Source organism: Bacillus nitroreducens (assembly GCF_964021195.1).
This window is the reverse complement of the sequence record NZ_CAXHYI020000003.1, coordinates 902,974-924,088: the sequence shown is the minus strand read 5'-3', so window position 1 is coordinate 924,088 and position 21,115 is coordinate 902,974. Positions and strand designations below refer to the sequence as shown.

Genomic DNA, 21,115 nt, shown 5'->3' with positions numbered 1-21,115 from the left:
CTTAAGGAGGCTTTTCAAATGGGAAAAGAGAAATTTGACCGTTCGAAACCACATGCTAATATTGGTACAATTGGACACGTTGACCATGGTAAAACAACTTTAACAGCTGCTATCACTACTGTTCTTGCTAAAAGAAGCGGTAAAGGTGCAGCAATGGGTTATGACCAAATTGATGGTGCTCCAGAAGAGCGTGAGCGTGGAATCACTATCTCAACTTCACACGTTGAGTATGAAACTGATAACCGTCACTATGCACACGTTGACTGCCCAGGTCACGCTGACTACGTTAAGAACATGATCACTGGTGCTGCACAAATGGACGGTGGTATCCTAGTAGTTTCTGCTGCTGATGGTCCAATGCCACAAACTCGTGAACACATCCTTCTTTCTCGTCAAGTAGGTGTTCCTTACCTAGTAGTATTCATGAACAAATGTGACATGGTAGACGACGAAGAATTACTAGAATTAGTTGAAATGGAAGTTCGTGACCTTCTTTCTGAATATGACTTCCCTGGAGATGACATTCCAGTAATCAAAGGTTCAGCTCTTAAAGCTCTTGAAGGTGAAGCTGAATGGGAAGAAAAAATTCTTGAATTAATGGCTGCTGTTGACGAATACGTTCCAACACCAGAACGTGACACTGAAAAACCATTCATGATGCCAGTTGAGGATGTATTCTCAATCACTGGTCGTGGTACAGTTGCTACTGGTCGTGTTGAGCGTGGACAAATCAAAATTGGTGATGTAGTTGAAATCATCGGTTTAACTGAAGAGCCAAAATCAACAACTGTAACAGGTGTTGAAATGTTCCGTAAGCTTCTTGACTATGCTGAAGCTGGTGACAACATTGGCGCACTTCTTCGTGGGGTTTCTCGTGAAGAAATTCAACGTGGACAAGTACTTGCAAAACCAGGTACTATTAAACCACACCAAAAGTTCAAATCTGAAGTTTACGTTTTATCTAAAGAAGAAGGTGGACGTCATACTCCATTCTTCTCAAACTACCGCCCTCAGTTCTACTTCCGTACAACTGATGTAACTGGAATCATTGCATTACCAGAAGGCGTAGAAATGGTTATGCCTGGTGACAACATCGAAATGACTGTTGAACTAATCGCTCCAGTTGCGATCGAAGAAGGAACAAAGTTCTCAATTCGTGAAGGTGGACGTACAGTAGGCGCAGGCGTTGTTGCTTCAATCATCGAGTAATAACAATATGTTTTAAAAAACAGGCGGTGAATCCGCCTGTTTTTTATGTTCTATATAAATATGAAGAATGACTTAAATGATTATTCATTAGATACGATTATAGTTTCCAAAATCTAACGCCTAATATTATTTGATCTCTTGTTGAAATGTCATATGAAGGTGTGTATAATTGAAAAAGTGCGAAAGACATGCATAAATTAATAAATTTGTTGCATTTCGTATTTGTTTTTTATATAATAGACAATGTTGGTCTTTGACTGCGATGATGTGGAAGGTTGCTGATACACCCGGCCGCTTTGCCATGGCGAGTGTAAGGAAATTTCCACGGAGAAAGTCTATTTTAAAAGTAGGCGAAAAGGAGGGAAAATAATGGCAAAACAAAAAATTCGTATTCGTTTAAAAGCATATGATCATAGAATCCTTGATCAATCTGCAGAGAAAATCGTAGAAACAGCTAAACGTTCTGGGGCGGCAGTATCTGGTCCGATTCCACTTCCAACTGAGAAGTCTGTATATACGATTCTTCGTGCTGTTCACAAGTACAAAGATTCTCGTGAGCAATTTGAAATGCGTACGCACAAACGCTTAATCGACATCGTTAACCCAACACCACAAACTGTTGATTCATTAATGCGTTTAGATTTACCATCTGGTGTTGACATTGAAATCAAACTTTAATTTTAAAATGAAATAAATTGTAAATATATTAGGAGGTGTGACTAATGACCAAAGGAATCTTAGGAAGAAAAGTTGGTATGACTCAAGTATTCGTAGGTAACGGTGAGCTTATCCCTGTAACTGTAATCGAAGCTGCTCCAAACGTAGTTCTTCAAAAGAAATCAGTTGAAACTGATGGCTACGAAGCAGTTCAAATCGGTTTTGAAGATAAAAGAGAAAAGCTTTCAAACAAACCTGAAAAAGGTCATGCAGCAAAAGCAAACACTGCACCTAAGCGCTTCGTTCGCGAACTACGCGGAGTTAACTTAGATGAGTTTGAAGTTGGTCAGGAAGTCAAAGTAGATATCTTCGCTGAAGGAGATATTGTAGATGTAACAGGAATTTCAAAAGGTAAAGGATTCCAAGGTGCAATCAAGCGCCACGGGCAAGCTCGCGGACCTATGAGTCACGGATCTCGTTATCACCGTCGTCCTGGTTCAATGGGACCTGTAGCTCCAAACCGAGTATTCAAAAACAAACTTCTACCTGGTCGTATGGGTGGAGAACGTATTACAGTGCAAAACCTTGAAATCGTAAAAGTAGATTCAGAGCGTAATCTTCTACTAGTTAAAGGTAATGTACCTGGTCCAAGAAAATCTCTTATTACAGTAAAGAGTGCTGTAAAAGCGAAGTAATTTCAGTCAGAAAGGAGGACATTTGAATGCCTAAAGTATCATTGTATAACCAAACTGGTTCAACTATTGGAGAAATCGAATTAAACGATTCTGTATTCGGTATTGAACCTAACAAAACAGTTTTATTCGATGCAGTAATCATGCAAAGAGCTTCCTTACGTCAAGGAACTCATAAAACAAAGATTCGTTCTGAAGTAGCAGGCGGAGGACGTAAACCATGGCGTCAAAAAGGTACGGGTCGTGCTCGTCAAGGTTCTATTCGTTCACCTCAATGGCGTGGCGGTGGAACAGTATTTGGTCCAACTCCAAGAAGCTACAGTTATAAATTACCTAAAAAAGTACGCCGTTTAGCTATCAAATCAGCTTTATCTACTAAGGTGTTAGAGGAAAACATTCTAGTATTAGATAACCTAGTATTAGAAACTCCTAAGACTAAAGATATGGTTGCGGTACTGAAAGGATTAAACGTTGAACGCAAAGCGTTAATCGTAACTGCAGACACTAATGAAGCAGTAGAACTTTCAGCTCGTAACATTCCAGGAGTAACAGTTGTTGCTGCTAATGGAGTAAGTGTTCTTGATGTTCTTAGCCATGATAAGCTTGTAATGACTAAAGCTGCGGTGGAAAAAGTAGAGGAGGTGCTCGCATAATGAAAGATCCTCGTGATATTATTAAGAGCCCTGTTATTACTGAACGTTCGTCAGACCTTATGGCTGAGAAAAAATACACTTTTGATGTTGACGTGAAAGCTAACAAAACTGAAGTAAAAGATGCAATTGAGCAAGTCTTCGGTGTGAAGGTTGAAAAAGTAAACATCATGAACTACAAAGGTAAGTTCAAACGTGTAGGACGTTACAGTGGATATACAAATCGTCGCAGAAAAGCAATTGTTAAATTAACTGCAGATAGCAAAGAAATCGAATTCTTTGAAGTTTAATTTTATAGAGAAGGAGGGAAATAGAGATGGCGATTAAAAAATACAAACCAACCTCTAACGGTCGTCGTGGTATGACATCATTAGATTTCGCTGAAATCACTACTGACAGACCAGAGAAATCGTTATTAGCACCTTTACACAAAAAAGGTGGTCGTAATAACCAAGGTAAAATCACAGTACGTCATCAGGCTGGCGGTCACAAGCGTCAATACCGTGTTATTGATTTTAAACGTAACAAAGATGGTATACCAGGACGCGTTGCTACAATCGAATACGATCCGAACCGTTCGGCAAACATTGCATTAATCAATTATGCTGATGGAGAAAAACGTTACATTCTTGCTCCTAAAAACCTAAAAGTAGGTATGGAGGTAGTTTCAGGACCTGATGCTGATATTAAAGTAGGTAACGCACTTCCATTAGCAAATATCCCTGTAGGTACAGTAGTACACAATATTGAATTAAAACCTGGTAAAGGTGGTCAATTAATCCGTTCTGCTGGTACTTCTGCACAGGTACTTGGTAAAGAAGGTAAATATGTTCTTGTTCGTTTAAATTCAGGTGAAGTACGTATGATCCTAGCTACTTGCCGTGCATCTGTAGGTCAAGTAGGTAACGAACAACATGAACTAGTTAACATTGGTAAAGCAGGTCGTTCACGCTGGTTAGGTAAACGCCCAACTGTTCGTGGATCTGTTATGAACCCTAACGATCACCCACACGGTGGTGGTGAAGGTAAAGCACCAATCGGACGTAAGTCTCCAATGACTCCTTGGGGTAAACCTACTCTTGGGAAGAAAACACGTAAGAAGACTAACAAATCAGATAAATTTATCGTACGTCGTCGTAAAAAATAACGGGATTGTGCTACGGTTCATCGGAACCGTAGGTCAATCACGAAGGGAGGTTCATTCATGGGACGCAGCTTAAAAAAAGGACCTTTTGTAGATGATCACTTAATGAAAAAGGTTGAAAATCTTAACGGTACAGAAAAGAAACAAGTTATCAAAACTTGGTCACGTCGTTCTACTATTTTCCCTCAATTCATCGGTCATACTATTGCAGTATATGATGGTCGTAAACATGTACCAGTTTATGTAACGGAAGATATGGTAGGTCACAAACTTGGTGAATTCGCACCAACTCGTACTTACAAAGGTCATGCAAGTGACGATAAGAAAACAAGACGTTAATGAGAGGAGGATTATCTATGCAAGCTAAAGCTGTTGCGAGAACAGTTCGTATTGCTCCTCGTAAAGTTCGTTTAGTAGCAGATTTAATTCGAGGCAAGCAAGTAGGTGAAGCAATCGCAATCCTACGCCATACACCAAAGGCAGCTTCTCCTGTAGTTGAAAAAGTATTAAATTCTGCGATTGCGAATGCAGAGCATAACTACGAAATGGACGCTAATAACTTAGTTATTACTGAAGCATATGTAAATGAAGGTCCAACATTAAAGAGATTCCGTCCAAGAGCTATGGGACGTGCAAGTCAAATCAATAAACGCACTAGCCACATTACGATCGTGGTATCAGAAAAGAAGGAGGGATAAGTAGTGGGTCAAAAAGTTAATCCAATTGGAATGCGTGTTGGGATTATCCGTGATTGGGAATCCAAATGGTACGCAGGTAAAGACTATGCAGAATTATTGCATGAAGACATTAAAGTTCGTGAGTACATCACAAAACGCTTAAGTGATGCTTCTGTATCTAAAGTTGAAATCGAACGTGCGGCTAATCGTATTAACATTACTGTCCATACTGCTAAACCAGGTATGGTTATCGGTAAAGGTGGTACAGAAGTTGAAGCACTTCGTAAAGCTTTAAACCAATTAACAGGAAAAAGAGTACACATCAATATCCTTGAAATTAAAAAAGCTGATATGGATGCAACTCTAGTAGCAGAAAATATTGCTCGTCAATTAGAGAATCGTGTTTCTTTCCGTCGTGCACAAAAACAAGCTATCCAACGTTCTATGCGTGCTGGTGCACAAGGTATTAAAACTCAAGTATCTGGTCGTCTAGGCGGTGCTGATATCGCTCGTGCTGAACACTATAGTGAAGGAACAGTTCCACTTCATACACTTCGTGCAGACATCGACTATGGTACTGCAGAAGCTGACACAACTTACGGTAAAATCGGCGTAAAAGTATGGATCTACCGTGGAGAAGTCCTTCCTGCAAAGAAGAAAACTGTGGAAGGAGGAAAATAATATGTTATTACCAAAACGTGTGAAATACCGCAGAGAACACCGTGGAAAAATGCGTGGTCAAGCAAAAGGTGGTACTGAAGTACACTTTGGTGAGTACGGTTTACAAGCAACTGAAGCTTCTTGGATTACAAACCGTCAAATCGAAGCTGCTCGTATTGCAATGACACGTTATATGAAACGTGGCGGTAAAGTTTGGATTAAAATTTTCCCATCTAAACCATATACAGCAAAACCATTAGAAGTACGTATGGGTTCTGGTAAAGGTGCTCCTGAAGGTTGGGTTGCTGTAGTAAAACCTGGAAAAATTATGTTTGAAATTGCTGGTGTATCTGAAGAGATCGCTCGTGAAGCTCTACGCCTAGCAGCTCATAAACTACCAGTTAAAACTAAGTTCGTAAAACGTGAAGAAATTGGTGGTGAATCAAATGAAAGCTAATGAAATCCGTGACCTTACCACTGCAGAAATTGAACAAAAAGTAAAATCATTAAAAGAAGAATTATTTAACCTTCGCTTTCAATTAGCTACTGGTCAACTTGAGAATACTGCACGTATTCGTGAAGTTCGTAAATCAATCGCTCGTATGAAAACAGTAGTCCGCGAAAGAGAAATCGGTCGTAAATAATCGATAACCAGGAAGGAGGTCTACGATAGTGAGTGAACGCAATCAACGCAAAGTCTACACTGGACGTGTTGTATCCGACAAAATGGATAAGACAGTCACTGTTCTTGTAGAAACCTATAAGAAACATTCTCTTTACGGGAAACGCGTAAAGTATTCAAAGAAATTTAAAGCACATGATGAAAACAATGTTGCTAAAGTTGGCGACATCGTTAAAATAATGGAAACTCGCCCATTATCTGCTACTAAACACTTCCGTCTAGTTGAAGTAGTAGAAAAAGCGGTTATTATCTAATTATATTTTGTTCGGATCAATCAATAATCCGAAGGGAGGTTTCATGAATGATTCAACAAGAAACTCGTTTGAAAGTTGCTGACAACTCAGGAGCACGTGAAGTACTAACTATTAAAGTATTAGGTGGTTCTGGTCGTAAAACAGCAAATATCGGTGATGTAATTGTATGTACAGTAAAACAAGCAACACCTGGTGGCGTTGTTAAAAAAGGTGACGTTGTTAAGGCTGTTGTAGTACGTACGAAACGTGGTGTGCGTCGTAACGATGGTACTTACATCCGTTTTGATGAAAATGCCTGCGTTATTATCCGTGATGATAAGAGTCCACGTGGAACTCGTATCTTCGGTCCTGTAGCACGTGAATTACGTGACAGCAACTTTATGAAAATTATCTCATTAGCTCCAGAAGTATTATAATTCGAAATCGATTGGCCTTTAAGGAGGTGCGAAATAGATGCATGTAAAAAAAGGTGACAAGGTACAGGTTATTTCGGGTAAAGATAAAGGTAAACAAGGTGTAATCCTTGAAAGCTTTCCTAAAAAAGACCGTGTAGTTGTAGAAGGCGTTAATATTGTAAAGAAACATTCAAAACCGTCTCAAGCGAATCCACAAGGTGGTATCATTAGCCAAGAGGCACCTATTCATGTATCAAATGTAATGCCATTAGATCCTAAAACTGGTACTCCAACACGTGTTGGATACAAAGAAGTTGATGGCAAAAAGGTACGTGTAGCAAAAAAATCTGGTGAAGTTCTAGATAAATAGTAAATGAAGAAAGGAGGTACAAACATGAACCGCCTAAAAGAAAAATTTCAAAAAGAAATCACACCTGCTCTAATGAGCAAGTTTAACTATAAGTCTGTTATGCAAGTTCCTAAAGTAGAAAAAATCGTGATCAACATGGGTGTTGGTGACGCAGTTCAAAATGCTAAAGTTTTAGACAACGCAGTAGAGGAATTAGCTCTACTAAGTGGTCAAAAGCCAGTAGTCACTAGAGCTAAGAATTCAATCGCTGGTTTCCGTCTCCGTGAAGGTATGCCGATCGGTGCGAAAGTTACATTACGTGGTGAGCGTATGTATCAATTCTTAGACAAACTAGTTTCTATCTCATTACCACGTGTGCGTGATTTCCGCGGTGTTCCTAAGAAATCTTTTGATGGCCGTGGTAACTATACATTAGGTGTAAAAGAACAATTAATTTTCCCTGAAATTGATTACGATAAAGTAAGTAAAGTTCGTGGTATGGATATCGTTATCGTAACTACTGCAAATACTGACGAAGAAGCTCGTGAGTTATTAACAGCATTCGGTATGCCGTTCCAAAAGTAAAGGAGGCGAAAACGTGGCTAAAAAATCAATGATTGCGAAACAAAAACGCACACAAAAATTTAAAGTACAAGAGTACACTCGTTGCGAACGTTGTGGCCGTCCGCACTCTGTATTACGTAAATTCAAATTATGCCGTATTTGTTTCCGTGAACTAGCTTATAAGGGTCAAATTCCTGGTGTAAAAAAAGCAAGTTGGTAAACCCCGAATTGGGAAGGAGGTAAAAAAACTATGGTGATGACAGATCCAATTGCAGATATGCTTACTCGCATCCGTAATGCGAACATGGTTCGTCATGAGAAACTAGAAATCCCTGCATCAAAAATCAAAAGGGAAATCGCTGAAATCTTAAAGCGTGAAGGTTTTATTCGTGACGTTGAATTTATTGAAGATGACAAACAAGGTATCATCCGTATCTTCTTAAAATACGGTGCAAACAATGAGCGCGTAATTACTGGCCTTAAACGTATTAGTAAGCCTGGTCTACGTGTATATGCAAAATCTAATGAAGTACCGCGTGTATTAAACGGTTTAGGTATTGCGATCGTTTCAACTTCACAAGGTGTATTAACTGATAAAGAAGCTCGTCAAAAACAAGCTGGTGGAGAAATTCTAGCTTACGTTTGGTAATTGCTTGATAAGAATGGAGGTGTAGTACATGTCACGTATTGGTAAAAAACCAATCGAAATTCCATCTGGTGTTACTGTATCATTCAATGGTAATACTGTTACTGTAAAAGGACCGAAAGGCGAGTTAACTCGTACTTTCCACTCAGATATGCAAATCAATGTTGAAGAGAACGTGATTAACGTTACTCGTCCAACTGATAATAAAGAACACCGTGCTCTTCACGGAACAACACGAAGCCTTTTAGGTAACATGGTTGAAGGTGTATCCAAAGGTTTCGAAAGAGGCTTAGAGTTAATCGGGGTCGGATACCGAGCTCAAAAAGCTGGTAATAAACTTGTGTTAAACGTTGGATATTCTCATCCAGTAGAAATCGTTCCAGAAGCTGGCGTTGAAATTGATGTACCTTCTAACACTAAAATTGTTGTTAAAGGTATTGATAAAGAACGTGTTGGAGCGTTAGCTGCTAATATTCGTGGTGTACGTCCGCCTGAGCCTTATAAAGGAAAAGGTATTCGCTACGAAGGTGAATTTGTTCGTCGTAAAGAAGGTAAAACTGCGAAGTAAGCCTTTTTAGGTAAAAGAAAGGAGAGACGTAAATGATTACGAAACAGGATAAAAATGCAGTTCGTAAGAAAAGACATGCTCGTGTACGTTCTCGTGTTTCAGGAACTGCTGTTCGTCCTCGCTTAAATGTGTATCGTTCTAACAAACACATCTACGCTCAATTAATCGATGATGTTAATTCTGTAACAATCGCAAGTGCTTCTACATTAGATAAAGAACTTTCAGTTGAAGGTACTGGTAACGTAGATGCAGCAACAAAAGTTGGCGAACTAGTTGCAAAGCGTGCTATTGAAAAAGGAATTAAAGAGGTTGTATTCGACCGCGGTGGTTATTTATATCACGGACGTGTTAAAGCACTAGCAGAGGCTGCTCGTGAAGCTGGACTACAATTTTAATTAAAAAGGAGGGACAATATAGATGCGTCGCATTGATCCAAATAAATTAGAACTTGAAGAACGCGTAGTTACCGTTAACCGTGTAGCTAAAGTTGTTAAAGGTGGACGTCGTTTCCGCTTTGCAGCATTAGTAGTGGTTGGTGATCGAAACGGACATGTTGGATTTGGAACTGGTAAAGCTCAAGAAGTTCCAGATGCAATTCGTAAGGCAATTGAAGATGCTAAAAAGAACCTTGTTTCTGTACCAATGGTTGGAACAACAATTCCACACCAAGTAATCGGAGAATTCGGAGCAGGAGAAGTTTTACTAAAACCTGCATATGAAGGTACTGGAGTTATCGCTGGTGGACCAGTTCGTGCGGTATTAGAACTTGCTGGTATTGGTGATATTCTTTCTAAATCATTAGGAACAAACACTCCTGTAAATATGATCCGTGCTACAATTCAAGGCTTAACTCAATTAAAGCGTGCTGAAGAAGTAGCTAAGTTACGTGGTAAATCAGTAGAAGAACTGTTAGGATAGGAGGGAAAACATAATGTCAAAGAAATTAGCAATCACCCTCACTCGCAGTGTCATTGGACGTCCTGAAGACCAACGTGTAACTGTTCGTACTCTTGGATTGAAAAAATTACATCAAACTGTTGTTCATGATGATAATGCTGCGATTCGCGGTATGATTAATAAAGTTGCTCACCTAGTTACGGTTAAAGAACAATAATTGAATTTTTTTCTGAAATAAGGAGGTGCCCAAATGAAACTTCATGAATTACAACCAGGTGAAGGATCTCGTAAGACACGTAATCGTGTAGGACGTGGTACTGGTTCAGGTAATGGTAAAACTGCTGGTAAAGGTCATAAAGGTCAAAAAGCTCGTTCTGGTGGTGGTGTTCGTCCTGGATTTGAAGGTGGTCAAACACCTCTATTCCAACGCTTACCAAAACGTGGTTTTACAAACATCAATCGCAAAGACTTTGCTATTGTTAACCTTGACACTTTAAATCGTTTTGAAGATGGTACAGAAGTTACACCTGAACTTTTAATTGAAACTGGTGTTGTTAGTAAACTTAATGCTGGAGTTAAGATCCTTGGAAAAGGTAGTCTTAGCAAAAAGCTAACAGTTAGAGCTCACAAATTCTCCTCTACTGCTCAAGAAGCGATTGAAGCTGCTGGCGGAAAAACTGAGGTGATCTAATGTTTCAAACAATCTCCAATTTTATGCGCGTTGGTGATATAAGAAACAAAATTATATTCACCCTACTAATGTTAGTAGTATTTCGAATCGGCACCTTTATTCCAGTACCAGGTGTAAATGCCGACGTATTAAAAGCGACAGATAGTAATACAGCGTTCGGTCTCTTAAATACATTTGGTGGTGGAGCACTGTTTAACTTCTCAATCCTTGCAATGGGTATCATGCCGTATATTACTGCTTCAATTATTATACAGTTGTTGCAAATGGACGTTGTTCCAAAATTTACGGAATGGTCCAAGCAAGGAGAAGTTGGACGTCGCAAATTAGCTCAATTTACTCGCTATGGAACAATTGTGCTTGGTTTTATCCAAGCATTAGGTATGTCGTACGGCTTTAACAATATGTCAAACGGAATGTTAATTGAAAATCCTAGCATTCCTACCTACCTTTTAATTGCTGTTGTTTTAACTGCTGGTACTGCATTTTTAATGTGGTTAGGTGAACAAATCACAGCTAAGGGTGTCGGAAATGGAATTTCTATTATCATCTTTGCTGGTATTGTTGCTGCTATACCTACAGCTGTAAATCAATACTATATACAACAGTTTGAAGATGCTGGAGATCAATTATTCTTAAGTATCATCACTGCTGTTCTACTATTAATTGCAATTATAGCTGTTGTTGTCGGTGTCATTTTTGTTCAACAAGCGTTACGTAAAATTCCAATTCAATATGCAAAGCGGTTAGCTGCTAATAGCCCGGTAGGAGGACATTCTACTCATTTACCGTTAAAAGTAAATGCAGCTGGTGTTATTCCTGTAATCTTTGCAGTTTCTTTCATTATAACGCCACCTACGATTGCATCGTTTTTTGGTCCTAATAAAGTAACTGAATGGATTACTACTTATTTTGATTATACTCAACCTGTTGGGATGATCATTTATATCGCGCTTATTATTGCTTTCACTTATTTCTATACATTTGTTCAAGTTAATCCAGAACAAATGGCAGAGAATTTGAAAAAGCAAGGTGGCTATATTCCAGGGATTCGCCCAGGAAGAAATACGCAAGAATATGTAACAAAGATTCTCTATCGGTTAACTTTTGTTGGTTCTATTTTCTTAGCAGTTGTTTCTGTTCTTCCTGTATTCTTTATAAACTTCGCGAATTTACCTGAAACCTTACAAATTGGTGGAACTAGTTTGCTTATCGTTGTCGGTGTTGCACTAGAAACAATGAAGCAACTTGAAAGTCAGCTTGTAAAACGACATTATAAAGGATTTATCAAATAAGGTTCTGGGAATACCATTTCCCAGCACCTCTAGATAAGAGGCTGAGGGGGCAAAACACTTGAACTTAGTATTAATGGGGCTTCCGGGTGCTGGTAAAGGCACTCAAGCTGAAAAAATTGTAGAAAAGTACAATATCCCTCATATCTCAACAGGAGATATGTTCCGAGCTGCGATAAAAGATGGAACAGAACTAGGGCTTAAAGCTAAATCTTTTATGGATAAAGGTGAGCTTGTGCCTGATGAAGTTACGATTGGAATTGTCCGCGAACGATTAAGCAAGGACGATTGTAATCAAGGATTTTTACTTGATGGTTTTCCTCGTACCGTTCCGCAAGCAGATGCACTTGAAGGAATCCTTACTGATCTCGGGAAGAAAATTGACTATGTCATTAACATTGACGTCGATTCTGAAATCCTACTTGAGAGATTAACTGGTCGTCGAATTTGTAAGGATTGTGGTTCTACTTACCACTTAGTGTTTAACCCACCAGCAAATGAGGGTAAATGCGATAAATGTGGTGGAGAACTTTATCAACGTGCCGATGACAATGCGGAGACAGTTGGAACTCGTCTTCAAGTAAACATTGAGCAATCAAAGCCACTACTTGACTTCTATCAAGAAAAGGGCTATCTTCGCAATATCAATGGACAACAAGAAATCAACAAAGTTTTTGGTGATGTAGAGGAGCTTCTTGGAGGATTAAAGTAGATGATTATTTGTAAGTCACCAAGAGAGATTGAAATCATGCGTGAGGCTGGTAGAATCGTAGCCCTTACACACCAAGAGTTAAAAAAGTATATTACTCCAGGGATTTCGACAAAAGAACTGGATACAATTGCTGAAAAGTTTATCCGTGGATTTGATGCAATTCCTTCTTTTAAAGGGTATAATGGTTTTCGCGGTAGTATATGTACTTCTGTTAATGAAGAGCTTGTACATGGTATTCCTGGTGATCGCGTTTTGCAAGATGGAGATATTATAAGTATCGATATTGGAGCGCAGTACAATGGCTATCATGGCGACTCAGCTTGGACTTATCCCGTAGGCACAATACATGCTGAAAATCAAAAGTTACTCAAAGTAACAGAAGAGTCCCTTTATAGAGGATTAGAAGAAGCAAAACCTGGTATGCGACTTTCAAATATATCTCATGCAATTCAAGTTTATGTCGAGGACAATGACTTCTCCATTGTGAGAGAATATGTTGGTCACGGTGTTGGCAAAGAATTACATGAGGATCCACAGATCCCACATTATGGTCCTCCGAATAAAGGACCACGTTTAAAACCAGGAATGGTACTTGCCGTTGAACCGATGGTAAATGCAGGTAGTCGATACGTGAAGACGTTAGCAGATAACTGGACTGTTGTAACAGTCGATGGCAAAACGTGTGCGCATTTTGAACATACGATTGCTATTACAGAAACAGGGTATGAGATCTTAACAAAATTGTAAGGCACAAACCCTATTCATTAGAATAACATTCATCTAATTTTTGATTACGTATCTCCGGAAGTTCAGAGCAGTATTGAAAAAACTGGTCGATGGCAAACGTAAAGAAAGTCATGAGTGTATTTGTGTTTGTCAGTGAGCAAGTTACTGATTTGAAGAAGGGAGAACATTCCAATGGCGAAAGACGATGTAATTGAAGTTGAAGGTACTGTTGCCGAAACATTACCTAATGCAATGTTTAAAGTTGAATTAGAGAATGGTCATACTGTTTTGGCCCATGTTTCTGGTAAAATTCGCATGCACTTTATTCGTATTTTACCTGGAGACAAGGTTACGGTTGAATTATCACCTTATGACTTGACTCGCGGTAGGATTACGTACCGTTTTAAATAAATGCGCTCCGTACTATCAAGGAGGTTTGAAAAATGAAAGTGAGACCATCAGTTAAACCTATCTGCGAAAAGTGTAAGGTTATTCGTAGAAAAGGTAAAGTAATGGTAATTTGTGAAAACCCAAAACATAAACAAAAACAAGGCTAATAAATAAGGAGGTGTACGTCTATATGGCACGTATTGCTGGTGTTGATATTCCGCGTGAAAAACGTGTGGTTATATCATTAACATATATTTTTGGAATCGGACGTCCAACTGCACAAAAAATTCTAGCAGAAGCTGGTGTTTCTGAAGATACACGTGTTCGTGATCTTACTGAAGATGAATTAACTAAGATTCGTGAAATCGTTGATCGTTACAAAGTAGAAGGTGACCTTCGTCGTGAAGTTTCACTTAACATCAAACGTTTAATCGAAATCGGTTCTTACCGTGGTCTACGTCATCGTCGTGGATTACCTGTAAGAGGTCAAAATACTAAAAACAATGCTCGTACACGTAAAGGACCTCGTCGTACTGTAGCTAACAAGAAGAAATAGTAAGGGAGGTAAATGATAAATGGCACGTAAAACGAATACTCGTAAACGTCGTGTGAAAAAGAATATTGAATCAGGTGTTGCACACATCCGTTCAACATTCAACAATACCATCGTTACAATTACAGATGCACACGGAAATGCAATCTCTTGGTCAAGTGCAGGTGCACTTGGATTCAGAGGTTCACGTAAATCAACTCCATTTGCTGCTCAAATGGCTGCTGAAACAGCTGCAAAAGCATCAATGGAACATGGTATGAGAACTCTTGAAGTAACTGTAAAAGGCCCAGGTGCAGGTCGTGAAGCTGCAATCCGTGCTCTTCAAGCTGCTGGACTAGAAGTTACAGCTATTAGAGATGTTACTCCAGTACCACATAATGGATGCCGCCCACCAAAACGTCGTCGTGTGTAATTAACTTACAAATACGACGAGACGTATTTGCTCTTTTTCTGTATAAGATTTATGATCCATGGCTATAATGGATTAATGGGTTTTGATAAACTTTTTTACCTGCGTAAGAATGTTTCAATACTTTCTTATCTTATAAGTGTAACAAGGACGTGAGTGAGCATTGCTCACTATCGTCGTGTTTTCTTTATAAGTTCTTTACAGAATGAATCGAGTTGTTGTGCACAGATAGGGAACTTAACTTTTGGGAATTTCGGTTAGACGTAAATGATCATGGTCTAGCCGAGGTTTCGACGTTTTGAAGGAGGGTTTATAAATGATCGAAATTGAAAAACCAAAAATCGAAACGGTTGAAATCAGCGAAGATGCCAATTATGGTAAATTCGTCGTCGAGCCACTTGAGCGTGGATATGGAACAACTTTGGGTAACTCCTTACGTCGTATCCTATTATCTTCTCTTCCTGGTGCCGCTGTAACATCTATCCAAATAGATGGGGTACTGCATGAGTTCTCAACAATCGAAGGCGTCGTCGAAGATGTAACATCCATTATCTTAAATGTGAAGAAATTAGCTCTTAAAATCTACTCTGATGATGAGAAGACACTTGAGATTGATGTTCAAGGTGAAGGTCCAGTTAAAGCTTCTGACATCACACATGATAGTGATGTAGAAATCTTAAATCCAGACTTACACATTGCAACTCTTGCTAAGGATGCACATTTTCGTGTGAGATTAACTGCAAAGCGCGGACGAGGATATGCTCCAGCTGATGCAAACAAGCGTGAAGATCGACCAATCGGGGTTATTCCGATTGACTCTATCTATACTCCAGTTGCACGTGTTAACTACCAAGTGGAGAATACACGTGTTGGGCAAGTTGCGAACTTTGATAAACTGACTTTTGATGTTTGGACAGACGGCAGTACTGGTCCAAAAGAAGCGATTGCACTAGGAGCAAAAATCCTAACAGAACATTTAAATATTTTTGTAGGATTAACAGATGAAGCTCAAAATGCAGAAATTATGGTTGAAAAAGAAGAGGATCAAAAAGAGAAAGTCCTCGAGATGACAATTGAAGAATTGGATCTTTCTGTTCGTTCGTATAACTGCTTAAAGAGAGCAGGAATCAATACGGTTCAAGAGCTTGCTCATAAGACTGAAGAAGATATGATGAAGGTACGAAACCTTGGTCGTAAATCTTTAGAAGAAGTTAAGGCTAAACTAGAAGAGCTTGGTTTAGGCTTACGTAAAGATGACTGACTCAAATTGAATTATGCGCCATTAGATGCATCTTTCACATCATGAAAAGTCTATTGTTACAAGAGCCTAGTTATCTAATGCTTTGTCTTTCATAATAATTCAACAAAGGAGGGAATACCTCATGTCATACCAAAAATTAGGACGTACAAGCGCTCAACGTAAGGCGTTATTACGTGACCTTACTACTGATTTAATTATCAACGAGCGCATTGAAACAACTGAGGCTCGTGCGAAAGAATTAAAATCAGTTGTAGAAAAAATGATTACATTAGGTAAGCGTGGTGACTTACACGCTCGTCGTCAAGCAGCATCTTACATCCGTAATGAAGTTGCTAACGAAGAGACTGGTCAAGATGCGCTTCAAAAATTATTCAGTGACATTGCAACTCGCTATGAAGAGCGCCAAGGTGGATACACTCGTATTATGAAAATTGGACCTCGTCGTGGTGACGGTGCACCAATGGTTATCATTGAATTAGTTTAATTTCTATATAAGGGCGGGACAGTTTTTATAACTGATCTAAGCCCTTTTTATTTTACATTTATTATTTTTCTAAAAAGAATGAATTATCCACAAATAATATTTTATACCTCAAAAGATAAACACACAATATAAGAATATCTCCTGAAGTATTGGAATAACACGTTCTTATTCCCTTGACAGAAAAGGAAGAAACGAATAATTTTGTAGATAGTAAGTTGAGCAGAGGAAAGTATTATTTCTATGGAAATAATTTTATTCAGTACAATACTTGATAGGCTAGTGGCATTTATATGCGAAGAATTATCGTCATGTTTGTGTGGTTCATGCTTTATGATCCGCATGATGTGACTTAATAAATCGGAACAATTCGCCAAGGCATGATTAGAGATAGTAGGGGGGATAAGAATGAGTGAGAAGCTTTTAGTTGTTGATCAGATTAGCTACAAATATGCAGAAAACACCAGACTTGCATTGGAAAATCTATCATTCTCTGTTGAAAAAGGGGAGTGGCTTGCGATTGTAGGTCACAATGGATCTGGTAAATCAACATTAGCTCGTATCCTAAATGGTTTATTATTACCACAGACAGGTACAGTTAAGATTGAAGGCGTTCAATTAAGTGAAGATTCGATATGGGATATACGTAAGAAAATTGGAATGGTCTTTCAAAATCCAGACAACCAATTTGTTGGTACGACTGTAAAAGATGATATTGCGTTTGGTATGGAAAACAACGGTATCCCTCGCGAAACAATGATGGAGAGAATTGAAAGAGTTATTGATTTGGTTAATATGAGAGAATTTCTTTCTCATGAGCCTCATCAGCTTTCTGGTGGTCAAAAGCAGAGAGTTGCAATTGCTGGCGTACTTGCGGTTCAACCTGATTTAATTATCTTAGATGAGGCAACTTCAATGCTAGATCCAATTGGGCGTTCAGAGGTTTTAGAAACAATAAGAGAAATTAAGAATGAGAGTCAAATTACAGTCATGTCAATTACCCATGATTTAGAAGAAGCTGCTCGCGCAGACCGAATAATTGTGATGAACCAGGGACAATTGTTCGCAGAAGGAACACCTGAGGAAATTTTTGCTCTGGATGAAAAGCTAGTTGAGATCGGATTGGATCTTCCATTTTCTGTTAAGGTATCTAAGAAGCTACAAGCTATTGGAATTCCTCTTTCGCAGAATCATATTACAGAAGAAGGTTTGGTGGATGAGTTATGGACATTAAAATCGAAAAACTAGAACATCGTTACCAGGTTCGTTCACCATTCGAAAGACTTGCATTATATGATGTGAATGCGGATATTAAGTCTGGTTCATATGTCGCGATCATTGGTCATACAGGGTCAGGGAAGTCTACGATTCTTCAGCATTTAAATGGTCTCTTACAGCCTACTTCTGGTTCCATTACGATTGGAGACCGTACAATAAGTTCAAAACAGAAAGAAAAAAACCTAAAGCCTCTTCGTAAGAATGTTGGGGTAGTCTTTCAGTTTCCTGAACACCAGTTATTTGAAGAAACCGTAGAGAAAGATATTTGTTTTGGACCTTTAAATTTTGGAGTGCCTCTAGAGGAAGCTAGAGAAAGAGCGAGAGAGGCTATCCAGATGGTGGGGCTTTCGGAGGAATATTTATCAAAATCACCGTTTGATTTAAGTGGTGGTCAAATGAGACGAGTTGCAATAGCTGGCATTCTAGCAATGAGTCCACAAATATTAGTCTTGGATGAGCCTACTGCAGGATTAGACCCAAGAGGTCGGTTGGAGATTATGGAGATGTTTTACCAACTTCATAAGGAACGGGGTCTTACTACAATTTTAGTCACACATAGTATGGAGGATGCATCTCGTTATGCAGACCAGATTCTTGTGATGGAAAAGGGAACAATTAAGTTTCAAGGGAGTCCTGTCGAAATTTTCACAAACCCTGAGCAAGTTCTTCATTTAGGATTGGATGTACCAGAAGCAGTAAGACTTAAAGGGATTCTCGAAACGAAATTAGGAATTGAGATTCCACCAGAAGCAAGTTTATCGGTAGATGAAATTGTCCGTTATGTCGGAGAAGCCCTTATAGGTGAGGGGGCAATCCAATGAATATTATTATCGGTCGATATATACCAGGTAACTCTCCCATTCACTTAATGGATCCGAGAGCAAAGTTACTTTTAATTTTCTTTTATGTATTTATTGTTTTTATAGCTAATTCTGTACTCACATATGCGCTATTAGGAATTTATACACTTGCGATTGTGTTATTAACTAAGGTCCCAATTCGCTATATCCTTTCTGGATTAAAACCAATTTTATGGGTTATCTTGTTTACATTTATTCTTCATATCTTTCTAACAAAAGAGGGCGACCTATTAGTTGATTTCGGTTGGCTTCAAGTTTATGAAGGTGGCGTTAAACAAGGGATATTTATTTCATTACGATTATTATTTTTAATAATGATGACGACAATATTAACATTAACAAGTACTCCAATTGAGATTACAGATGGTATGGAAAGTTTATTGGCACCATTTAAAAAAATTGGTCTGCCAACGCATGAATTGGCACTTATGATGTCGATCTCACTACGATTTATTCCGACACTCATGCAAGAAACGGAAAAAATTATGAAGGCACAAGCGGCTAGAGGTGTTGAATTTACAAGTGGCCCAATCAAGGACCGAATGAAGGCGGTTGTCCCATTATTAATTCCATTGTTTATCAGTTCATTTAAACGTGCAGAGGAACTTGCAATTGCGATGGAAGCAAGAGGCTACCAGGGCGGAGAAGGCCGTACTAAGCTACGTAAGCTACAATGGCGAGGCATTGATACATTGATGCATATGGTACTCTTTGCAACGGCAATAATCTTATTTTTATTACGAGGATAATGAGGGAATGAAATGAACCGATACAAGTGTACCATCTCTTATGATGGAACCCAATTTTCGGGTTATCAAATACAACCGAATAAGCGTACAGTTCAATCTGAGTTTGAACGGGTTCTGCAAGGGATGCATAAGGGAGAACACGTAAAAATAGTAGCATCAGGACGAACTGACGCAACTGTTCATGCAACTGGTCAAGTTGTTCATTTTGATTCTTATTTACTTATTCCTGTTGATAAGTGGAAACGGGCCTTAAATTCTATGCTACCTGACGATATTCGGGTCCGAACTGTTGAGTTGGCAAAGCCTGATTTTCACGCGCGTTTTGATGTGAAAGCAAAGGAGTATCGCTATCGATTGTTGATCAGCAATGACCCTTGCGTTTTTAAGCGTCACTATACACATTATTATCCATATCCACTCAATCTTTCTGCAATGAGAGAGGCTGCCAAATATCTTTTGGGCACCCATGATTTTACGAGTTTTTGTGCTTCTAATACAGAAGTACAAGATAAGGTTCGAACAATCTACGACATTGCGATTGATAGACACAATGACGAACTTGTAATTTCGTTTGTGGGAAATGGTTTCTTATATAATATGGTAAGAATTTTAGTCGGTACATTACTTGAGGTCGGAAATGGTCAAAAAGAACCTGTATCCATCAAATCGATTTTATCTGGAAAAGATCGAACTTTAGCAGGAAAGACTGCTCCTGGCTATGGTTTATACTTATCGCAGGTGTTCTACGAAGAGTGGAAGAAAGAGGAGTCGAAAAAAATGTGATCAATGTGAATTCAAAATGGAAGTTGAAAAGGACTGCGTCGACAAGCACGTGACGTCCTGTCGCATTGTCACTAGCACTTCCTTATGCGTCGAAAGTTTAAGGTGGTGCAGCTTAGAATACAAGAGCGAGGCAACAGCTTAGAGTTAACATCTTTGCTGCCTTGCGCTGAGGAATTGACTTCGAGAATAAACGAGTAGACGCAAGCTCATAACTGAGTTATTCACTATGTTCTTGGGCAAACTTACGCAGAAATTCAATGTGTCATTTTTGACCGACCGTTTGAATTGCCTTTATAACAACTAATCCTGGTGTAACATTTTCTTGACATTGCTCCCTGAAAGTTATATTATATTTTAGGTATGATATTTAAACCCCACGTTAAAGCCCCGGAACTTTAACCGTGATTAAATACAATATGAAACGTTATTGAAATTAGGAGGGAAACTCATGCGTACAACATTTATGGCTAATGCTAGCAATATAGAGCGCAAATGGTATGTTGTAGATGCTGCAGGTAAAACTTTAGGTCGTTTATCAACTGAAGTTGCAACATTACTTCGTGGAAAACACAAACCAACATTTACACCACATGTTGACACTGGTGATCATGTAATTATCATCAATGCTGAAAAAATCGAATTAACTGGTAATAAATTAAATGATAAAATTTACTACCGTCACAGTCAATTCCCAGGTGGTTTAAAATCAAGAACGGCATTAGAAATGCGTACAAACTATCCAACAAAAATGCTTGAACTTGCAATTAAAGGTATGCTACCAAAAGGTACTCTTGGACGTCAAATGTTTAAAAAATTGCATGTTTATGCTGGAAGCGAACATCCACATCAAGCACAACAACCTGAAGTTTACGAACTTCGCGGTTAATTA

Annotated in this window: 36 protein-coding genes; all 36 read left to right on the top strand. The window is 38.8% G+C overall.

The genetic code is table 11. The annotated features are described in order from the left end of the window. Positions 1 to 18: 18 nt before the first annotated feature. The 36 genes from tuf (at position 19) to rplM (ending at position 21,112) form a co-directional block, all read left to right on the top strand. Positions 19 to 1,209 (top strand): elongation factor Tu, encoded by a 1,191-nt coding sequence (gene tuf / locus ACWPVE_RS08430; protein ID WP_453992438.1) that lies wholly within the window; start codon positions 19 to 21, stop codon positions 1,207 to 1,209. 369 nt (positions 1,210 to 1,578) lie between these two features. Continuing rightward, entirely contained in the window at positions 1,579 to 1,887 is a 309-nt protein-coding gene (gene rpsJ / locus ACWPVE_RS08425; RefSeq protein WP_003354783.1) for a 30S ribosomal protein S10, read from the top strand. Between the two features lie 44 nt (positions 1,888 to 1,931). Beyond that, complete coding sequence (rplC, locus tag ACWPVE_RS08420) at positions 1,932 to 2,561, top strand: 50S ribosomal protein L3 (protein WP_453992435.1); 630 nt, start codon at positions 1,932 to 1,934, stop codon at positions 2,559 to 2,561. Positions 2,562 to 2,587: 26 nt separating this feature from the next. Then, complete coding sequence (gene rplD / locus ACWPVE_RS08415) at positions 2,588 to 3,211, top strand: 50S ribosomal protein L4 (protein ID WP_453992433.1); 624 nt, start codon at positions 2,588 to 2,590, stop codon at positions 3,209 to 3,211. Continuing rightward, the gene (gene rplW, locus ACWPVE_RS08410; protein ID WP_453992432.1) at positions 3,211 to 3,498 is read left to right on the top strand and encodes a 50S ribosomal protein L23; all 288 of its coding nucleotides are present in this window, start codon (positions 3,211 to 3,213) and stop codon (positions 3,496 to 3,498) included. The genes rplD and rplW overlap by 1 nt, the downstream gene beginning before the upstream one ends. Positions 3,499 to 3,524: 26 nt before the next feature. Beyond that, the gene (rplB, locus tag ACWPVE_RS08405) at positions 3,525 to 4,355 is read left to right on the top strand and encodes a 50S ribosomal protein L2 (RefSeq protein ID WP_453992430.1); all 831 of its coding nucleotides are present in this window, start codon (positions 3,525 to 3,527) and stop codon (positions 4,353 to 4,355) included. A gap of 57 nt (positions 4,356 to 4,412) precedes the next feature. Continuing rightward, entirely contained in the window at positions 4,413 to 4,691 is a 279-nt protein-coding gene (rpsS, locus tag ACWPVE_RS08400) for a 30S ribosomal protein S19 (RefSeq protein WP_453992428.1), read from the top strand. Between the two features lie 17 nt (positions 4,692 to 4,708). Then, complete coding sequence (rplV, locus tag ACWPVE_RS08395; RefSeq protein WP_010285059.1) at positions 4,709 to 5,050, top strand: 50S ribosomal protein L22; 342 nt, start codon at positions 4,709 to 4,711, stop codon at positions 5,048 to 5,050. Between the two features lie 3 nt (positions 5,051 to 5,053). Continuing rightward, positions 5,054 to 5,710 carry a 30S ribosomal protein S3 gene (gene rpsC / locus ACWPVE_RS08390; protein ID WP_453992426.1) on the top strand — a complete coding sequence of 219 codons (657 nt, stop codon included), beginning with the start codon at positions 5,054 to 5,056 and terminating at the stop codon, positions 5,708 to 5,710. A gap of 1 nt (position 5,711) precedes the next feature. After that, positions 5,712 to 6,146, top strand: a complete 435-nt coding sequence (rplP, locus tag ACWPVE_RS08385; RefSeq protein ID WP_453992424.1) for a 50S ribosomal protein L16 — start codon at positions 5,712 to 5,714, stop codon at positions 6,144 to 6,146. After that, positions 6,136 to 6,333 (top strand): 50S ribosomal protein L29, encoded by a 198-nt coding sequence (rpmC, locus tag ACWPVE_RS08380; protein ID WP_010285065.1) that lies wholly within the window; start codon positions 6,136 to 6,138, stop codon positions 6,331 to 6,333. The genes rplP and rpmC overlap by 11 nt, the downstream gene beginning before the upstream one ends. 28 nt (positions 6,334 to 6,361) lie before the next feature. Further along, entirely contained in the window at positions 6,362 to 6,625 is a 264-nt protein-coding gene (gene rpsQ / locus ACWPVE_RS08375; RefSeq protein WP_453992422.1) for a 30S ribosomal protein S17, read from the top strand. Positions 6,626 to 6,672: 47 nt separating this feature from the next. Beyond that, complete coding sequence (gene rplN, locus ACWPVE_RS08370) at positions 6,673 to 7,041, top strand: 50S ribosomal protein L14 (protein ID WP_453992420.1); 369 nt, start codon at positions 6,673 to 6,675, stop codon at positions 7,039 to 7,041. Between the two features lie 37 nt (positions 7,042 to 7,078). Then, the gene (gene rplX, locus ACWPVE_RS08365) at positions 7,079 to 7,390 is read left to right on the top strand and encodes a 50S ribosomal protein L24 (RefSeq protein WP_453992418.1); all 312 of its coding nucleotides are present in this window, start codon (positions 7,079 to 7,081) and stop codon (positions 7,388 to 7,390) included. A gap of 24 nt (positions 7,391 to 7,414) precedes the next feature. Beyond that, positions 7,415 to 7,954 (top strand): 50S ribosomal protein L5, encoded by a 540-nt coding sequence (rplE, locus tag ACWPVE_RS08360; RefSeq protein WP_453992416.1) that lies wholly within the window; start codon positions 7,415 to 7,417, stop codon positions 7,952 to 7,954. A 13-nt stretch (positions 7,955 to 7,967) separates the two neighbouring features. Continuing rightward, a complete protein-coding gene (rpsN, locus tag ACWPVE_RS08355; RefSeq protein WP_010285078.1) occupies positions 7,968 to 8,153 on the top strand; it encodes a 30S ribosomal protein S14 in 186 nt (61 codons plus the stop codon). Between the two features lie 30 nt (positions 8,154 to 8,183). Continuing rightward, positions 8,184 to 8,582, top strand: coding sequence for a 30S ribosomal protein S8 (gene rpsH / locus ACWPVE_RS08350; RefSeq protein WP_453992414.1), 399 nt, complete (start codon positions 8,184 to 8,186; stop codon positions 8,580 to 8,582). A 28-nt stretch (positions 8,583 to 8,610) separates the two neighbouring features. Continuing rightward, complete coding sequence (gene rplF / locus ACWPVE_RS08345) at positions 8,611 to 9,147, top strand: 50S ribosomal protein L6 (protein WP_453992412.1); 537 nt, start codon at positions 8,611 to 8,613, stop codon at positions 9,145 to 9,147. Positions 9,148 to 9,179: 32 nt separating this feature from the next. Further along, positions 9,180 to 9,542: a 50S ribosomal protein L18 gene (rplR, locus tag ACWPVE_RS08340; protein ID WP_453992410.1), complete on the top strand. Its 363-nt coding sequence runs from the start codon at positions 9,180 to 9,182 to the stop codon at positions 9,540 to 9,542. 22 nt (positions 9,543 to 9,564) lie between these two features. Next, positions 9,565 to 10,065 (top strand): 30S ribosomal protein S5, encoded by a 501-nt coding sequence (gene rpsE, locus ACWPVE_RS08335; RefSeq protein WP_453992408.1) that lies wholly within the window; start codon positions 9,565 to 9,567, stop codon positions 10,063 to 10,065. A gap of 13 nt (positions 10,066 to 10,078) precedes the next feature. Continuing rightward, positions 10,079 to 10,261, top strand: coding sequence for a 50S ribosomal protein L30 (gene rpmD / locus ACWPVE_RS08330; protein ID WP_335417524.1), 183 nt, complete (start codon positions 10,079 to 10,081; stop codon positions 10,259 to 10,261). Between the two features lie 33 nt (positions 10,262 to 10,294). Then, positions 10,295 to 10,735 carry a 50S ribosomal protein L15 gene (gene rplO, locus ACWPVE_RS08325; protein ID WP_453992405.1) on the top strand — a complete coding sequence of 147 codons (441 nt, stop codon included), beginning with the start codon at positions 10,295 to 10,297 and terminating at the stop codon, positions 10,733 to 10,735. Continuing rightward, a complete protein-coding gene (gene secY, locus ACWPVE_RS08320) occupies positions 10,735 to 12,027 on the top strand; it encodes a preprotein translocase subunit SecY (RefSeq protein ID WP_453992403.1) in 1,293 nt (430 codons plus the stop codon). Before rplO ends, secY begins: the two co-directional genes overlap by 1 nt. A 58-nt stretch (positions 12,028 to 12,085) precedes the next feature. After that, positions 12,086 to 12,736 carry an adenylate kinase gene (locus ACWPVE_RS08315; RefSeq protein ID WP_453992401.1) on the top strand — a complete coding sequence of 217 codons (651 nt, stop codon included), beginning with the start codon at positions 12,086 to 12,088 and terminating at the stop codon, positions 12,734 to 12,736. After that, the gene (map, locus tag ACWPVE_RS08310; protein ID WP_453992399.1) at positions 12,737 to 13,483 is read left to right on the top strand and encodes a type I methionyl aminopeptidase; all 747 of its coding nucleotides are present in this window, start codon (positions 12,737 to 12,739) and stop codon (positions 13,481 to 13,483) included. Between the two features lie 171 nt (positions 13,484 to 13,654). After that, positions 13,655 to 13,873, top strand: a complete 219-nt coding sequence (gene infA / locus ACWPVE_RS08305) for a translation initiation factor IF-1 (protein ID WP_010285101.1) — start codon at positions 13,655 to 13,657, stop codon at positions 13,871 to 13,873. 32 nt (positions 13,874 to 13,905) lie between these two features. Beyond that, the gene (rpmJ, locus tag ACWPVE_RS08300; RefSeq protein WP_003156543.1) at positions 13,906 to 14,019 is read left to right on the top strand and encodes a 50S ribosomal protein L36; all 114 of its coding nucleotides are present in this window, start codon (positions 13,906 to 13,908) and stop codon (positions 14,017 to 14,019) included. Between the two features lie 23 nt (positions 14,020 to 14,042). Next, entirely contained in the window at positions 14,043 to 14,408 is a 366-nt protein-coding gene (rpsM, locus tag ACWPVE_RS08295) for a 30S ribosomal protein S13 (protein WP_335401671.1), read from the top strand. A 19-nt stretch (positions 14,409 to 14,427) separates the two neighbouring features. Then, positions 14,428 to 14,817, top strand: coding sequence for a 30S ribosomal protein S11 (rpsK, locus tag ACWPVE_RS08290; protein WP_453992396.1), 390 nt, complete (start codon positions 14,428 to 14,430; stop codon positions 14,815 to 14,817). A 313-nt stretch (positions 14,818 to 15,130) separates the two neighbouring features. Beyond that, positions 15,131 to 16,075, top strand: a complete 945-nt coding sequence (locus ACWPVE_RS08285) for a DNA-directed RNA polymerase subunit alpha (protein WP_453992394.1) — start codon at positions 15,131 to 15,133, stop codon at positions 16,073 to 16,075. 121 nt (positions 16,076 to 16,196) lie between these two features. Next, a complete protein-coding gene (gene rplQ, locus ACWPVE_RS08280) occupies positions 16,197 to 16,559 on the top strand; it encodes a 50S ribosomal protein L17 (protein WP_099352761.1) in 363 nt (120 codons plus the stop codon). A 405-nt stretch (positions 16,560 to 16,964) separates the two neighbouring features. Continuing rightward, positions 16,965 to 17,804 carry an energy-coupling factor ABC transporter ATP-binding protein gene (locus ACWPVE_RS08275; RefSeq protein ID WP_453992393.1) on the top strand — a complete coding sequence of 280 codons (840 nt, stop codon included), beginning with the start codon at positions 16,965 to 16,967 and terminating at the stop codon, positions 17,802 to 17,804. Further along, the gene (locus ACWPVE_RS08270) at positions 17,780 to 18,655 is read left to right on the top strand and encodes an energy-coupling factor ABC transporter ATP-binding protein (protein ID WP_453992391.1); all 876 of its coding nucleotides are present in this window, start codon (positions 17,780 to 17,782) and stop codon (positions 18,653 to 18,655) included. The genes ACWPVE_RS08275 and ACWPVE_RS08270 overlap by 25 nt, the downstream gene beginning before the upstream one ends. Beyond that, positions 18,652 to 19,443 carry an energy-coupling factor transporter transmembrane component T family protein gene (locus tag ACWPVE_RS08265; RefSeq protein ID WP_453992389.1) on the top strand — a complete coding sequence of 264 codons (792 nt, stop codon included), beginning with the start codon at positions 18,652 to 18,654 and terminating at the stop codon, positions 19,441 to 19,443. Before ACWPVE_RS08270 ends, ACWPVE_RS08265 begins: the two co-directional genes overlap by 4 nt. Before the next feature lie 12 nt (positions 19,444 to 19,455). Further along, a complete protein-coding gene (truA, locus tag ACWPVE_RS08260) occupies positions 19,456 to 20,226 on the top strand; it encodes a tRNA pseudouridine(38-40) synthase TruA (RefSeq protein WP_453992388.1) in 771 nt (256 codons plus the stop codon). Positions 20,227 to 20,674: 448 nt separating this feature from the next. Beyond that, positions 20,675 to 21,112, top strand: a complete 438-nt coding sequence (rplM, locus tag ACWPVE_RS08255) for a 50S ribosomal protein L13 (RefSeq protein ID WP_453992386.1) — start codon at positions 20,675 to 20,677, stop codon at positions 21,110 to 21,112. Positions 21,113 to 21,115 lie beyond the last annotated feature (3 nt).